The sequence below is a fragment of the Empedobacter sp. UBA6745 genome (genome assembly GCF_002453775.1).
Classification (GTDB): Bacteria; Bacteroidota; Bacteroidia; order Flavobacteriales; family Weeksellaceae; genus Empedobacter; species Empedobacter falsenii_C.
In genome coordinates this window covers 77,689-93,286 of sequence record NZ_DKHL01000001.1, presented here as the reverse complement: position 1 = coordinate 93,286, position 15,598 = coordinate 77,689, and the positions used below count along the sequence as shown (strand labels likewise).

Here is a 15,598-nt window from a genome sequence, read left to right as displayed (position 1 = left end):
TTAAACACTAATCGATTGAAATAATGTCTATAAAAATTCCTGAAAATTTAAAAGGGTTATCTGATTCTGAAGTTAAAAAAGCTCAAGAACAATACGGAAATAATGCGATAAAAAGTGATCAAAATTCTGCTTGGTACAGCTTATTGTTTGATATTCTAAAAGAACCAATGACGTTAATTTTGATTGCTGTATCAATTATTTATGTGTTGGTTGGTGATTTGGGCGAAGCTGCATTTATGTTTGTGGCGATTGTTGCGGTGACAGGAATTTCTTTTTACCAAGATTCTCGTAATCAAAAAGCTCTGCAAGAGTTGGAAAAGTTGAACGAACCTTTGAGTTCTGTTATCCGTAATGGACGATTAGTTGAGATTCCAACACACGAAATTACAATTGGTGATTTGTGTGTGACGGAAGAAGGAAAAATGATCAATGCGGATGGGAATATTGTTCATAGTAATGATTTTTCGGTGAACGAATCTGCTTTAACAGGCGAAAGTATGTCGGTTTTTAAAGATACAGATCATCCAGAAATTTACAGTGGAACCTTGACGGTTTCTGGATTGGCTATTTTTGAAGTGACGGCTATTGGAGCAGAAACAAAATTAGGGAAAATAGGAACCTCAATTTTATCTATAAAAGAAGAGAAGTCGCCTTTGCAATTGCAGATAGAAAAATTTGTGAAAGGAATGGCAATCATTGGAATCATTGTTTTTGTAATGGTTTGCGGATTCAATTATTTTCAAACAAGAGACATTGTAAGCAGTTTATTAAACGGTTTGACTTTGGCAATGTCTATTTTACCTGAAGAAATTCCAGTTGCATTTACCACATTTATGGCATTGGGTTCATGGAAATTATTACGCGAAGGAATTATTGTAAAAAAGAGTAGCGTTGTCGAAACTTTAGGAAGTACAACTGTTATTTGTAGTGATAAAACAGGAACAATTACAGAAAATTCGATGAAATTGAAAGCTATTTATGATGCAAAAACGTCTTCTGTTTTTGATGAAAATCAATTCAAAAATGTCGAAATTTATGAGATTATACAATATGCGATGTGGAGTAGTGAACCTGTTCCGTTCGATCCTATGGAAAAAACGTTGCACCGAGTTTACGAACAAACGCAGCTTGATGAACGTAATCAATATCAAATGTTTTTCGAATATCCTTTATCTGGGAAGCCTCCCATGATGACACATTGTTTTAAAAATAAAGATAATCAACGAATAATTGCGGCAAAAGGTGCTCCAGAAGCAATTCTGAATGTTTCAAACTTATCTGAAGAAGTAATAAATCAATTAAAAAAAGTAATTGATGATTTTGGATTAAAAGGTTTTCGACTTTTAGGTGTTGCGAAATCTAATTTTGAAGAGGATAATTTTCCAAAACATCAACAAGATTTACCCTTCGAATTTTTAGGATTCGTCGTTTTTTATGATCCTCCAAAAAAAGGAATTAATACTGTGTTTCAACAGATTTATGATGCGGGAATAAAAGTAAAAGTGATTACGGGTGATAATGCTGAAACAACAAAAAGTATTGCAGAACAGGCTGGAATTTTACATGCAGAAAATAGTATTACAGGAAGTGAAATTGCTCAACTTTCGGAGAAAGATCTGTTACAAACGGCTCATGATAAAGTGTTGTTTGCTCGTATGTTTCCTGAAGCGAAATTGGCTGTTGTAAAAGCGTTGAAAGAAGATGGAGAAGTAGTGGCAATGTTGGGTGATGGGGTTAATGATGGACCAGCCTTGAAAGCGGCTCATATTGGAGTGGCGATGGGTGAAAAGGGAACAGAAATAGCGAAACAAGCTGCTCAATTGATTTTGACGAATGATGATTTAGGTAAATTAGTAGTCGGAATCGCTGCTGGAAGACGTATTTATACGAATCTCAAAAAAGCTGTTCAATATATTATTTCTATTCATATTCCGATTATTTTAATTGTTTCGTTGCCATTATTTTTAGGTTGGGCTTTTCCACAAATTTTTACGCCAGTTCACGTTATTTTCTTAGAATTGGTAATGGGACCAACATGTTCTATTGTGTATGAAAATGAACCATTGGAAAAAGATTCGATGAAAAGAAAACCTCGTCCGATGACCGAAACTTTCTTGAATTGGAAAGAGCTTTCAACAAGTATTATTCAAGGAATTATAATTACATTAGGATTGTTGTTTGTATATCAATATACTTATCAACTTGGAGGAAATGAAGAGAAAACACGTGCAATGGTTTTTACAACGTTAATTTTCTCGAATGTTTGGTTGAGTTTAACTAATCGCTCATTTTATTATAGTTTGTGGTCAAGTTTCCGAAACAAAAATAATTTAATGGTCTATGTCACAGTTTTGACATTAGTAATACTTTTTGCCATATTGTATATACAGCCAATTTCATTGTTTTTTAAAGTAACTTCATTAAATCTAAATGAATTAGGAATCGCGATGCTTGTAGCAATGCTTTCTGTACTTTGGTTCGAAGTGTATAAATGTATAAAACGTAGAAGAAAAATTGAATAAATAGTGATATTTAGGTTTATTGATTCGTTATAACGAATCAATAAACTCAACTGTTTTAGCCAAAGTTGGCGTTTTATTTTCTTTGTAAGGTGTATGTTTTGCATCAGGAACAAGATAACTTTCTTTTCTTCCTTTTACATTGTTGATAATTCCATTTACTTGCTCAATCGAACCATATTCATCATCAATTCCTTGAATAACCAAAGTTGGACATTCGATATTTTTTAATTCTTCTCGAATATCAAAATCAATAAAATCTGGGCGTAACCAAGTTTCTGTCCACATCTCAAAAACTTTCTGCGTTTTATCGCCATGATATTTTGTCAAACGTTCTTTCAAATTAGTTTCTGCATATGCAATTTTAGCATCTCTGATTCCTTGCAATGAAATTTCTTCCACAATAATGTGCGAACCAACGACAATGATTCCTTTTAAATTTTGATGATATTTTGAAGCGTAAAGCAACGTTATCGAGCCACCATCGCTATGTCCAAATAAAATAATGTCTTTGAAGTTGAAATGTTGAACCAAATCATTTAGAAAATCTGCTTCATCATGCATATAGGTTAATTCGCGATGATTAATTGTAAAAGGCGACGATTTTCCATAACCTTTTCTATCGTAGATAAATAAATTACAATTCGTTTTTTCGGCAACTTCTTTCGGGAAATCTCTCCAAAGTTGCGTAGAACCTAAAGAATCGTGTAAGAAAATAAGAGTTGGTCTTTCTGGATTTATTTCGTGGTGATAATAATGAATATTGGCGTTGTTGATTTCTAAACTGTTTTGGCTCTCCATTTTTGTTGTGATTTTTTCGAAAGCTAAAGATAACAAAAATGCCTCGATTTTATTTATTCGAGGCATTTGTTTATTTTGGTTTTAGAATTATTATTTGATGAAATCTGTAATAATTTCTAAGGTTTTCGCTTTTGCAGTTTCCAAATCGTCATTCAATAAAATGATATCAAAGTCTTTTGCTTTTTCCATTTCAATTCCCGCTTTGTCCAAACGTTGTTTCAATTTGTCTTCGCTTTCTGTGTTGCGAGAAATCAAACGTTCTTTCAAAATTTCTAAAGATGGAGGATTTACAAACACTGTTAAACATTGATCTCCGTACAACTTTTTGATATTCAATGCACCAATAACATCAATGTCAAAAATAACAGAATTTCCTTCTGATGTAATGCGATCAACTTCCGATTTTAAAGTTCCGTAAAAATTATCGCGGTAAACTTCTTCGTGTTCTACGAATTCGTCGTTTGCAATTTTTGCCTTAAATTCTTCTGGTGTTAAGAAATAATAGTCTTCTCCGTGAGCCTCACCTTCGCGTTTATCTCTAGTTGTACAAGAAATAGAAAATTTGATATTTTCCAATTGTTCTAAAGCGTAACGAACTAAAGTTGTTTTTCCTGCGCCTGATGGAGCTGAAAAGACGATTAATTTTCCTTTTTTCATTATAAAATGTTTAACGATTGTTCTTTAATTTTTTCTAATTCATCTTTCATTTGAACGACAATTTTTTGCATTTCAGAATGATTTGACTTTGAACCTAATGTATTAATTTCACGACCAATTTCTTGCGAAATAAACCCTAGTTTTTTACCATTTGATTCAGTTCCAGCTAATTCTTTCAAGAAATATTCGCAATGGTTTTTTAGACGAACTTTTTCTTCAGTAATGTCCAATTTTTCCAAATAGAAAATTAATTCTTGCTCAAAACGATTTTGATCAATATCAACTTTTACTTCTTCTAAACGTTTATTGAAACGTTCTTTGATTGTCTCAATTCGTTCTTTTTCAAAAGGCACAACTTGTGTTAAAAGCTCCAAAATATTATTCAAGTTTAAAGTCAAATATTTCTCTAAAACTTTTCCTTCGTCTAATCTAAATTGATTTAAAGCGTCAATAGCGTTAATAATTGTTGCACGAATTTGATTCCATTCGTCTTCACCCAAATCGTCTTGCGTGTACGAAATAACGTCTGGAAGGCGCATTACTACAGGTAACAATTCACCATCAGTCACATTTGGCGTGATTGATTTGAATTCTGCCATATAACTTTTGATTAATTCAGCATTTATATTTTGATTTCTTGCAGCAGGATTTAACTCTACCAACATCGAAAAATCAACTTTTCCACGTTGAACTTTTTCTGAAATAAGGTTTCTGATTTCTAATTCTTTTTCACGATAAAAAGAAGGAATTCTCGTGTTTAAATCCAGTGTTTTACTGTTTAAAGAACGGATTTCTATCGTTACTTTTTTCTCAGGTAATTCCAATACGGCTTTACCGTAACCTGTCATAGATGCTATCATAATTGTAAAATTATGCGAACAAAATTACAATAAATTAACGTAATGCGAACTGAATTATCATCTTTAATCATTTTAAAGTTTAACATTTTGCTAAAATTTTGATGAACTTAAAACATTTATCTTTAACAAAAAACAAACTAAAAATAACTATGACAAATCAAGAATTGTACAAAGGAATTGCAGAAGATGGATTGAGTTTACCTTCTACAATGGGAATTTTTCCTTCGTCGAAAGATTTTGTATTCTCGAGAGAATCAATCGAGAAAAGTTTGAAATTAACTAATTATTTTCAATTAATTAATTTTGATCTTATCGAAATTGATAAAGACGAAAATGGAGCGGTGAAGCAAGAATATCAACTTGTAGTGTCTTATTTGGAGGAAGAATTTGATGTGAATTTGTATGTTGTGGATGCGAGAAGTAACGATTATTCTGAATTTGGTTTTGGAAATATGATTTCGGATGAAGAAATGGAAATTGCAACGCAACAAGATTTTTATTTGGAATCTGTGATGTATTTCGGAAATGACGCGTTGGATAGTTTTCATTTGCAACTAAAAATTATGCAAGCCATTGTCGAGAATCCGTCTATTGTTGTCGATTTTATGCCTTATCGTTTGCTTTCTGGTAAATGGGCGAAAGTGACAGCAGAGTCAGAAATTCCGCCTGCGCCTTCGTATTTATATGTGATTCATGGCGTTTATGATGAGGACGAAGATGGCGATCGCGTGTATTGGATGCATACGCATGGTTTGCATCGTTGCGGTTCTGTGGAATTGGAAATGTTGAACATCAAAGATGGAGTAGAGCAGATGAATTCGGCTTTGGATATGATTGTAAATGCGTTTATTAAACCAGATTTTCGTTCGCCAGAAAATGAAGAATTTAATATTGGTTATGATGGTTTGGATATTACATTTTGTTGGAAACGTTGGGAAGATGTGGTGAAAGATTATCCTGCAACAATTCCGGGAGGTTACAATGAGCGTCAGCCAGAAAACGAAAATTACGAACCTTGTGGCGTTTTGTTAGGGGTTCAAGAAGGACATACATTAACGCCAGAAGTTTATGCGGCAACAATTGCAGATAATCCGATTTTCTTTATCAGCGATCAGGAAACGGAACGAATGTCAGCCTTGGCTTATCAACGTTTTGAATCTTATAAAAAAGCATTTAACACGTATTTTAATCCAGAAGCAGATGAAGAAAATTATTATCGATTTTTAATCAAATTAGGATTTGATGTTGATCATGAAATGAATAAGGAACATATTTGGTTTGATGTGTACGGAATCAATGAAAACAACGAAATTTTTGGTGTTTGCTTGAATCGTCCTTATGCTGTAGAAGGTTTGAATGAAGGAGATGAAGGTCTTTATCCGCAAGAAATGATTACCGATTGGTTAATTTACACGCCGACAAACACCATCACTCCTGATAATATTTACACTATTGATTAATCAACGCGCCATTTTTCCAAACATACGTTGGTTGTAATTGCCCTTGATAATAGATAATATTACGATAATCGAAGGTAGAGAAGCTTATAAAATCGGCTTTTTTACCTTTTTCTATTGTGCCACGATCAGCTAAATTCAATGCTTTTGCTGCACGAAAAGTAATTGCTGCTAAAACTTCTGCCATTGATAATTTCTCGAAAGTAGCCAAAATAGAAGCTTGTGTCAAAAGATTTCCCATCGGAGCCGAACCAGGATTCCAATCTGAAGCAATCGAAACGCAACAACCAGCATCTAACAATTTTCGAGCAGGTGCATATTGCATTCCCAAACCGATAGAAGCACCAGGTAAAACTGTTGCCACAACATCAGAATTGGCAAGATTTTTCACTTCTTCTTCTCCTGAAAATTCTAAATGATCTGCACTCAATGCGTTATATTTTGTTGCTAAATAACTTCCTCCAGCTGTAAATTGATCGGCGTGAATGGTAATTTCAAATCCTTGATTTTTTGCTTCATTCAAGAAATAATCGCCTTCTTCAACAGAAAAAGCAGATTGTTCCACAAAAATATCCACACGATTTGCTAAATTATCAGCTTTCAATTTTGGAAAGACTTCTTTCACCAAAAGTTCTAAATATTCTTTGTTCGAACCTTCAAAATCTTTTGGTTTCATATGCGCACCTAAAAAAGTTGGAATTAAATCAATTTCACTTTCTTGATTCGCCATATTTATCGCTTCCAACATTTTAATTTCGCCTTCAACAGAAAGTGCATAACCCGATTTAACCTCAGCAGTTGTGATTCCTTGTTTGGCTAATTGCGCAATATGTTTTAGCGTAATATCTTTCAGTTCGTCAACTGTTTTCTTACGTGTTTCTGTTACAGTAGACCAAATTCCACCACCACTTTCGGCAATTTCTAAATAAGTTTTTCCGTCCAAACGCATAGCAAAATCTTTGGCGCGATTTCCTCCAAAACAAACGTGCGTATGCGAATCAACAAGTCCAGGAAGAAGAATTTGTTCCGTTTTAATTTGTTCAATTTCGATGGTTGGATGTTGTTGAGAAAGTGTTTCGAAATTTCCAATTTCTACAATTGTTTCATCATCAATAATAATTCCTCCATCTTCGAGAACTTCGATTTGGTTTTCGTGAAGTGCTCCTTTTAAAGGTAGATTGGCAAGTGTTATAATTTGTCTGAAAGGACCGATTAATTTCATTTTTGTTGTTTTATAACACAAGTTTACGAAATTTAAGGGAGATTGTGTTCGAATTTCGAAACTCGATTACCGAATTTCGAAGTTTTTACTTTTTCTTCAAATAAGTTGGGTCGTTTGGGTATTTAATTACTTTGACTAATGTAATAATTGTAAAAATAACGAAGATTAATATCACGATTGCGCTAAGAATGATGCGGTTATTTTGTTCGTTGTTGAACCCAAGGTAAAGCTCGAAAGCTGCCCAAACAATCATTAAAATTTGTGGTAATAGTGCGCCGAAAATATTTTTTGTCATTTTATTCTTCTATTGAGCTGTAAAAATAAGAAAAATAAAAAACCTGCTTATTATAAGCAGGTTGAAAATATTATTGAGATACTAATTTTGTTTCATTAAGAATTGGTTCTCTTTTCAGAATGTAAGTTGCCACTTCTATAGTTTCTTCTTTTTCTTCGAAAATTGGAGCTTCTTGCATAAATGCAGTTGCTGGCGCTTCTTCTACTTTTGGTGGCGTGTTATCAAATTTGTAATTAAATCCGATTCCAAGTGTTTGTTTTGCTTGCGTTTTTTTTATTTGATCTTCGTCATACAATAAGTTTATTGTAACCTGAGCAGAGATAAATTTGTTAACTTTTAAATCTAGAATACCATCATAGGCTAAATCCATATTCCCAAATTTGTTTAAATAATCTGCATAAATTCCTAAACGGTTATCGTATGTGATTCCATCCATAATTTGGATTTTGTATCGAGCACCTAAATAAGCACCAAATTCAAGTAATGTGTTATCTCCATCGTTTTTAAGACCAAAGTTTCCTTTTTTCTGTAGGTCTTTATCCATTACAAAAGTCATTCTAGGCGTGAATGGATGAATATTAATTTGGAAATTTTCGTTTGGTTTGTAATCAACACCCAATCCTAAACTCAAATATCCAGGAGCTAAAATATTTGATATTTTAACTCTCGGATCTGGAACATAGTTGTAACCAGCAGAGAATTGAGTACGAAAAATCATTGCAGATGCTAAAAACCAATTATTTTTAATTTTGTAACCATAAGAAGAATAAAATTCTAACATATCATTAGTTTTGCGAGTATCATCTTTATTGGCTTGTATACCATATGCCATTACAACTCTATTATCCCAAATATGTTTATCACGAGTAAAATTGAATTCATAGTCTAATGATCCATTAAGCGCAAATGAATTTACACCTCCCGCAACCCAATTACTGAATGCACTTTGAGAAAATAAAAGTGAATTATTTCCTGAAACAAACCAGCCAGGTTGACGACCATCAAATTTCTGATCTTTTAAATAACGCTTGCTATCAGTAGCTACTTTACCATCTTTTACTGTTTGCGCAAAAGTTGTAGCACTTCCTAAAATTGCTAATGTAAATAAAATTTTTTTCATATAGATTGGTTGATTTAATAGTTATTTTATTCCAAAAATATGGATTCTGATTTAATATACGTTGATTTTTCGTCAATTGTATTTTTATCAAAAACTTGATCATAGTTTTGCTTCTCCAGTTTTATTCTAGGTAATTTGACTGGGGAAATGCCAGATGTATCGAAATATGGGAGAATTTCCTTCTTTCGACGTTTCTTCTTATCTTTTTTCTTAGTACTGTCTATTTTATACGTTAAGCCAATCCCAAGAGCTTGTTTAAACTGTGTTTGCGCAACTTGATCTTCATCATAAATCAAATTAATGGTTAATTGCGTGGACATAAAATTATTAATTTTCATATCTAACAATCCTGCATACACAATATCGAGGTTATAAAATTTGTTGGAATAATTGGAGAAAATTCCAATATTATTATCGTAAGTGACATTATCAAAAAGTTTTACCTTATAACGTCCACCTAAATATGCACCAACTTCGAAAAGAAATGTATCGCCATCATTCCGCAAACCATAGGTTCCTTTCTTTTGCAAATCTTTGTCCGCAACAATTGTTGTTCTTGATGTTAAAGGTTGAAAACTGACAGAAAAATTAGAATTTGGCGTATAATTCGCACCGACCCCAATTGTTACATATGCAGGCGCAAACAAATTTGATAGTTTTGTTTTTGGAGTTGTTCCATAATTGAAACCCGCAGAAAACTGTGAACGAATATTAAGTGATGAGGTTAGGTACCATTTTTCTTTAATTAAATAACCATAAGAAGTTGTGATATTTAGATTGTCAGCAGTTTTACGTGTTCCATTGGTTTTATTATCTAAAAAACCATATTCAAAAATAAAACGATTGTCCCAAAAGTGTTTCTTTTTTCGGAAATTGAATTCGTAATCAGTTTTTGCATTCAGTGAAACCGAATTTTCACCTCCTGCCATCCAATTGGAAAAGGTGTTCTGATTAACGGTTAAAGTATTTGCACCATAAATTTCCCAACCCGATTTTCGTCCTGTAGTATCCACTTTAGATTTCAGATATTTTCGACCATCAATAATTAGATTTCCACTGGTATCTAAAAATTGAGCCGAACTAAAAAGTGATAGGACTAAAAAAATAATTGAGAAAATTAGTCTCATTTTAAAAAAATATCTTTGTTTAAAATTGAAAAATTCCAAACAAAGATATCTAATTTATTTTGTAAGGCTAAAAACCTTTCTTAATTATTTTGCCAACCTTTCAACCATTTCACTAATGTATCCACCCATTCTTGACGATCATTCAAACATGGAATGTATGTAAATTGTTCTCCACCAGCTTTTAAGAATTCTTCTTGTCCTTCCATCGAAATTTCTTCCAAAGTCTCCAAACAATCTGCAACAAAGGCAGGTGAACAAACAACTAAATTTTTCACGCCTTGCTCAGGAAACTCTTCCAATACATAGTCTGTATATGGTTTTATCCAAGGATCACGTCCCAAACGAGATTGGAAAGATGTAGTGTATTTATCTTCTGGTAATTGCAGATATTCAGTTAATAACCTTGTTGTTTCAAAACATTGATTACGATAAGTTTCAATTGGTAATTTACTAATTTTCGCAGCACGAAGTGCTTTATTATCATGACGCTCTGGAATTCCATGATAAGTGAATAATATTTTATCGTATTCTTCAGGTAAATTTTCTTTGATAGAATCTCCTAAAACTTTGATATAATCTGGATGTTTGTAAAAAGCTTTCAAGAAATTAATCTTAGTGTCTTTGTAACTTTTTTTCTGAATTTCAAGCACTTTATCCGCAACAGTTTCTGTAGAAGACATCGTGTATTGAGGGTATAAAGGAACAACCAAAATGTCGCGAACTCCTTTGTCATAAAGCTCTTGTAAACCAGCTTCTATCGAAGGGTTTTTGTAACGCATTGCCAAAACAACTGGAATATCCATTTGTTTTTGTACCATATCTCTCAAAATTTTAGAGTAAACAATTAAAGGAGAACCTTCTTTTGTCCAAATTTTTCGGTAAGCTTCAGCAGATTTTTCGGGTCTTTTTGGTAAAATAAATAATTCAACAATAGTTTTACGAATAATCCAAGGAGAATCCAAAACTTTCTTATCCATTAAAAATTCGCGTAAATAAGTTCTTACGTCTTCAACATTGGTAGAATCGGGCGAACCTAAATTCACTAATAATATTCCTTTGCTCATAATTCTTTTTATCTAAAAAAATATTGCGTTCTTTGTAGGTGTAAAAGTACGGAGGATAATTTAATTTGTCCTTCGTAATATCATCATTATAATTTATATCATCATTTTATGTCAGATTTATTAAATCCTGATAAAGAATTTTATCCAGACGACGATCTAAATCACGAAAATACTGTTCGTCCGCAAAGTTTTGATGATTTTGCTGGACAAGCGCATATTCTCGAGAATTTAGAAGTTTTCGTAAAAGCGTCTAAACTTCGTGGCGAAGCGTTGGATCACGTTTTGCTGCATGGACCTCCAGGTTTGGGAAAAACTACATTGGCGAATATTATTGCGAATGAATTAGGTGTTGGAATCAAAATTACCTCTGGACCAGTTCTCGATAAACCAAGTGATTTAGCAGGTTTGTTAACGAATTTGGAAGAAAATGATGTGCTTTTTATTGATGAAATCCATCGTATGTCTCCCGTTATCGAAGAATATTTGTATTCGGCAATGGAAGATTTTAAGATTGATATTATGATCGAATCTGGACCAAATGCACGTTCGGTTCAAATTGGTCTGAATCCTTTTACATTAATTGGCGCAACAACACGTTCTGGTTTATTAACTGCACCGCTTCGTGCTCGTTTTGGAATTAATTTCCGTTTCGAATATTATAATGTCGAATTATTAAGTACGATTGTTGAGCGATCTTCTCGTATTTTAGACACACCAATTGACGAAAGAGCGGCGATAGAAATTGCTGGTCGTAGTCGTGGAACTCCTCGTATTGCAAATGCATTATTGAGAAGAACACGAGATTTTGCTCAAATAAAAGGAAATGGAAAAATTGATTTATCAATTGCCGAATTTTCTCTAAAAGCCTTGAAAGTTGATGATAATGGTTTAGATGAAATGGATAACAGAATTTTATCAACGATTATCGAAAAATTTAAAGGTGGACCAGTCGGAATTACAACTTTAGCAACAGCAGTTGGAGAAAATGGTGGAACATTGGAAGAAGTTTACGAACCATATTTGATTCAAGAAGGTTATTTGATGCGTACAGCTCGTGGACGTGTTGCAACTGAAAAAGCTTTCAAACATATTGGCGTAAAATATCGTGGAGAAAATTCTCCTCAAACCGATTTGTTTGATTTGTAAGTTTGTTCTCATTCTGAGCTTGTCGAAGAATATTTAGATGTTTCAATACGATTTTTTTATTTTAACGAATCAAAAATTACTCAATATGACAATTAAAAAGTCATTCTGAACGTGTTTCAGAATCGTATGATTTAAGTTTGAGTGTAGCTGAATTAAAAAATATTTTATGTTAGAATTAAGACCGAATTGCGAGAACTGCGGAAAGAATTTATTGCCAAATTCAACAGAAACAATGATTTGTACATTTGAATATACATTTTGCAAAGATTGCGTTGATAATGTTTTGGAAAATGTTTGCCCAAATTGTGGCGGTAATTTTACACCAAGACCTATTCGACCAAATAAATATTTATCTAAATATCCTGCTTCTACCCAAATTGTGTTGAAAAAAGTTAATCTAACAGAATTTGAGAATTCAAAGGAAGAATTTAAAGATATTTTACCTGAAAATCGTTAATCTCAATTTAGGAAAAATTAAATAAGATGTGATGTTGAAACGAGTTCAACATGACAATATCATTCCGATGTTAGGAGGAATCTCAGATTCTTCATTTCACTAACGTTTCATTCAGAATGACAAAATTTAATTTCGTCGATATAATAATTATAAATTCATAATTACGAATTAACTAATGCTCCTTCAAACAGAAGAACATATCAAAATAAAATGGTCCCAATGCATCAAAGAAAAAGCTGAAGCGTTGGGATTTATTTCTTGTGGTATAGCAAAGGCTGATTTTTTGGAAGAAGAAGCACCTCATTTAGAAGCTTGGTTGAAGAATGATTTTCATGGCGAAATGCAGTATATGGAAAATCATTTCGATATGCGATTGGATCCTCGAATTTTGGTAGAAGGAGCAAAATCTGTGATTTCGTTGGCGTATAATTATTACCAAGATTTAGATCGAAATCCTAATTCTTACAAAGTTGCGATGTATGCGCAAGGCGAAGATTATCATTTTGTTGTGAAGGAAAAAGTACGAGAATTATTAGATTTTATTCAAGAAGAAATAGGAGAGGTGAGCGGTAGAGCTTTTACCGATTCTGCACCAATTTTGGAACATGCTTGGGCGAAAAAAGCTGGAATTGGTTGGGTTGGAAAAAATTCGTTGACATTATCTAAACAAAAAGGGTCGTTTTTCTTTTTGTCCGAATTAATTATTGATTTGGATTTAGCATATGATTCTCCAATCGAAACGGATCATTGCGGAAATTGCACGCGTTGCATTGATGCTTGTCCAACTGAAGCAATTTTACCCAATAAAACTGTGAACGGAAGTCAATGTATTTCGTATTTTACAATTGAATTGAAAGATCAAATTCCGACCGAAATGAAAGGGAAATTTGACGATTGGATTTTTGGTTGTGATGTTTGCCAAGAAGTTTGTCCGTGGAATCGTTTTTCATTGCCCACGAAAGAAACTCGATTTATAGGTCATGAGAAAATTAATCAATTCTCGAAAAAAGATTGGGAAGAAATTACGGAAGATGTTTTTCGAGAAATTTTTAAGAAATCACCTGTCAAACGTACAAAATTTGATGGTTTGAAAAGAAATATAGATTTTGTAAAATCACTATAATTCGTGAAAATTTTTGGTTTAGATTTTGTTAGCTTTACTTCAAGAAAATCGAATCAAAAAATGAAAAAAAGTTTATTCATTCTTACTACTTTTTTAAGCTATTTTGCGCAAGCTCAATTTGGGATTGTACAAGATAAAGATGGTTTTGCAAATGTGAGAGATGAGAAAAATACTTCGTCTAAAATTGTTGCTAAAGTCAATTCAAATTCAATTTATCCAATTGATTCTGATGAAGAAAATTCGAAATGGTATTTGGTCGAATATCAACTTGAAAAAGCTGGTTATGTTTACCATGATCGAATCAAAAAGCTAGAAGATTTTGAAACAATTTCACCAACTTCAGTCAATGATTCTAAAATAGAATTTTCGATTGCGGATTATATTATTCAGCTCGAAACGCAAACATTTAATTCAAAAAAGCATAAAATTTTCAAGGAAGGTGATTTTGTTTATGCGATTGATGAAAAAGATTTTCTTGGTTCGGATGGAATGATTCCTCAAACAGAATTCAAATCGTTTAAAATATCATTCAAAGGAAAAGAGATTATCATTCCAAAAGAATATTTTACCAATTTATATAACGCAAATTTATCCGCTACAAAACTTACTTACAATAAAGAGTTAAATCAATATTATTTGTTTGGGACATATAGCGATGGAGCTGGAGTTTATGATACGCTTTGGGTGTTGGATAATGGGGAAATTGTAAAACATATTGCTCAAATTAATGCTTATGCTTAGTCGATTTTTTTCAATTTTAGGATGCTTTTTGCTATTTACTTCGATAATATTTGCTCAAAAAGTAACGACTTCAAAGTTTGGAGATATTTCGTACGAAATGACGCAAAAACAAGTTGCAGCTTTAACAGCAAATAAATTAGCGCTTTATGATGTAAATAATCCTGAAATGCCTGAACAGGACATTGAGTTGAATGGAATTAAATATCATATTTCGTATTATAAAAATTTGAAAACAAAACAGTTTGAAGTGTATACAGTTTCGTCTGTTAGCGCTCAACTTTCGACTTTATCAGGAATAAAAATTGGAAGTTCGTTGGATGATTTATGGAAAGCGTACAAAAAATATGATATTTCTGTGCAAGATATTTTTGAAGATGATGAGACAAAATCGTTCAGAGCTTTTGCAATAAATGATCTTGATAATGGATGTACATTAGATTTTTATTTGAAAAATAATAAAGTCGTAAAAATAGTTTTGTCAAATGAATCGGGTTTTTTAAATAACAATATTTATGAAAACTAAAATAGCTTTAGTAGGATTTTTCTTGCTTTCGATAGTTGGATTTGGTCAGATTTCTACAACACGAATGAATGAGTTGAAAATTGGTATGCGTCCGTCCGAAGTGATGAAATTATTAGGCAATAAACCTGTAGCGATTGCAGATGAAAACGAAACGAAAATAACTTTAAAAGGAATTGATTACACAATCGAAATAAGAAGTGGTTATTTGAGTAAAACAGAAAATGACACCTATTTAAGTTCTATTTCGACAACAAGTAAAAACATCAAAACCTTATCTGGAATTGGTATTGGTAGTACGTTGGAGGATTTATGGAAAGCTTATTCGTCGAAATACAATGTGTTGTTGGATAAATCGAATAATAATTACAGAGAATTTAGAATTGATGATAAAGAAAATGGTGTAATATTGACTTTTTCTTTGAAAAATGAAATTGTAACAACAATAGGATTGAGTTCCTATAATCCAGAAGAATGTACACTTTAGAA

Annotated in this window: 16 protein-coding genes; 8 read left to right on the top strand and 8 right to left on the bottom strand. The window is 32.5% G+C overall.

Annotated features, from left to right (window positions below):
* The first annotated feature begins 23 nt into the window (after positions 1-23).
* A complete protein-coding gene (locus B4H69_RS00540; RefSeq protein ID WP_180904984.1) occupies positions 24-2,522 on the top strand; it encodes a cation-translocating P-type ATPase in 2,499 nt (832 codons plus the stop codon).
* 27 nt (positions 2,523-2,549) lie between these two features.
* On the opposite strand, the gene B4H69_RS00535 is transcribed toward B4H69_RS00540, so the two are convergent.
* From B4H69_RS00535 to B4H69_RS00525, 3 genes are all read right to left on the bottom strand, one after another.
* Positions 2,550-3,320 (bottom strand): alpha/beta fold hydrolase, encoded by a 771-nt coding sequence (locus B4H69_RS00535; RefSeq protein WP_280045299.1) that lies wholly within the window; start codon positions 3,318-3,320, stop codon positions 2,550-2,552.
* 90 nt (positions 3,321-3,410) lie between these two features.
* Positions 3,411-3,977: a guanylate kinase gene (gmk, locus tag B4H69_RS00530; protein WP_135834340.1), complete on the bottom strand. Its 567-nt coding sequence runs from the start codon at positions 3,975-3,977 to the stop codon at positions 3,411-3,413.
* Positions 3,977-4,837 carry a YicC/YloC family endoribonuclease gene (locus B4H69_RS00525; RefSeq protein WP_244957959.1) on the bottom strand — a complete coding sequence of 287 codons (861 nt, stop codon included), beginning with the start codon at positions 4,835-4,837 and terminating at the stop codon, positions 3,977-3,979. The genes gmk and B4H69_RS00525 overlap by 1 nt, the downstream gene beginning before the upstream one ends.
* Before the next feature lie 149 nt (positions 4,838-4,986).
* Here B4H69_RS00525 and B4H69_RS00520 point away from each other — a divergent pair, with 149 nt between their 5' ends.
* Positions 4,987-6,297, top strand: coding sequence for a DUF4026 domain-containing protein (locus tag B4H69_RS00520; protein WP_180904982.1), 1,311 nt, complete (start codon positions 4,987-4,989; stop codon positions 6,295-6,297).
* Here the strand turns inward: B4H69_RS00520 and hutI are convergent.
* From hutI to hemH, 5 genes are all read right to left on the bottom strand, one after another.
* On the bottom strand, positions 6,287-7,516 hold the full coding sequence (gene hutI, locus B4H69_RS00515; RefSeq protein WP_180904981.1) for an imidazolonepropionase: 1,230 nt from the start codon (positions 7,514-7,516) through the stop codon (positions 6,287-6,289). The two genes, B4H69_RS00520 and hutI, sit on opposite strands and share 11 nt — an antisense overlap.
* 85 nt (positions 7,517-7,601) lie before the next feature.
* Positions 7,602-7,811, bottom strand: coding sequence for a hypothetical protein (locus tag B4H69_RS00510; RefSeq protein WP_286478764.1), 210 nt, complete (start codon positions 7,809-7,811; stop codon positions 7,602-7,604).
* A 70-nt stretch (positions 7,812-7,881) separates the two neighbouring features.
* Complete coding sequence (locus B4H69_RS00505; protein WP_291092329.1) at positions 7,882-8,931, bottom strand: DUF3078 domain-containing protein; 1,050 nt, start codon at positions 8,929-8,931, stop codon at positions 7,882-7,884.
* Between the two features lie 26 nt (positions 8,932-8,957).
* On the bottom strand, positions 8,958-10,058 hold the full coding sequence (locus B4H69_RS00500) for a DUF3078 domain-containing protein (RefSeq protein WP_038332080.1): 1,101 nt from the start codon (positions 10,056-10,058) through the stop codon (positions 8,958-8,960).
* 80 nt (positions 10,059-10,138) lie between these two features.
* Positions 10,139-11,122 carry a ferrochelatase gene (gene hemH, locus B4H69_RS00495; RefSeq protein WP_291092327.1) on the bottom strand — a complete coding sequence of 328 codons (984 nt, stop codon included), beginning with the start codon at positions 11,120-11,122 and terminating at the stop codon, positions 10,139-10,141.
* A 108-nt stretch (positions 11,123-11,230) separates the two neighbouring features.
* On the opposite strand from hemH, the gene ruvB reads away from it, so the two are divergent.
* The 6 genes from ruvB to B4H69_RS00465 all read left to right on the top strand — a co-directional run bounded on the left by ruvB (position 11,231) and on the right by B4H69_RS00465 (position 15,596).
* The gene (ruvB, locus tag B4H69_RS00490; RefSeq protein WP_038332085.1) at positions 11,231-12,268 is read left to right on the top strand and encodes a Holliday junction branch migration DNA helicase RuvB; all 1,038 of its coding nucleotides are present in this window, start codon (positions 11,231-11,233) and stop codon (positions 12,266-12,268) included.
* Positions 12,269-12,434: 166 nt separating this feature from the next.
* Complete coding sequence (locus B4H69_RS00485) at positions 12,435-12,725, top strand: DUF1272 domain-containing protein (RefSeq protein WP_291092325.1); 291 nt, start codon at positions 12,435-12,437, stop codon at positions 12,723-12,725.
* Between the two features lie 175 nt (positions 12,726-12,900).
* The gene (gene queG / locus B4H69_RS00480; protein WP_291092323.1) at positions 12,901-13,848 is read left to right on the top strand and encodes a tRNA epoxyqueuosine(34) reductase QueG; all 948 of its coding nucleotides are present in this window, start codon (positions 12,901-12,903) and stop codon (positions 13,846-13,848) included.
* Positions 13,849-13,908: 60 nt separating this feature from the next.
* Positions 13,909-14,589 carry an SH3 domain-containing protein gene (locus B4H69_RS00475; protein ID WP_291092321.1) on the top strand — a complete coding sequence of 227 codons (681 nt, stop codon included), beginning with the start codon at positions 13,909-13,911 and terminating at the stop codon, positions 14,587-14,589.
* On the top strand, positions 14,582-15,112 hold the full coding sequence (locus tag B4H69_RS00470) for a hypothetical protein (RefSeq protein WP_291092319.1): 531 nt from the start codon (positions 14,582-14,584) through the stop codon (positions 15,110-15,112). Before B4H69_RS00475 ends, B4H69_RS00470 begins: the two co-directional genes overlap by 8 nt.
* The gene (locus B4H69_RS00465) at positions 15,102-15,596 is read left to right on the top strand and encodes a hypothetical protein (RefSeq protein ID WP_291092318.1); all 495 of its coding nucleotides are present in this window, start codon (positions 15,102-15,104) and stop codon (positions 15,594-15,596) included. The genes B4H69_RS00470 and B4H69_RS00465 overlap by 11 nt, the downstream gene beginning before the upstream one ends.
* The last annotated feature ends 2 nt before the right edge of the window (positions 15,597-15,598 follow it).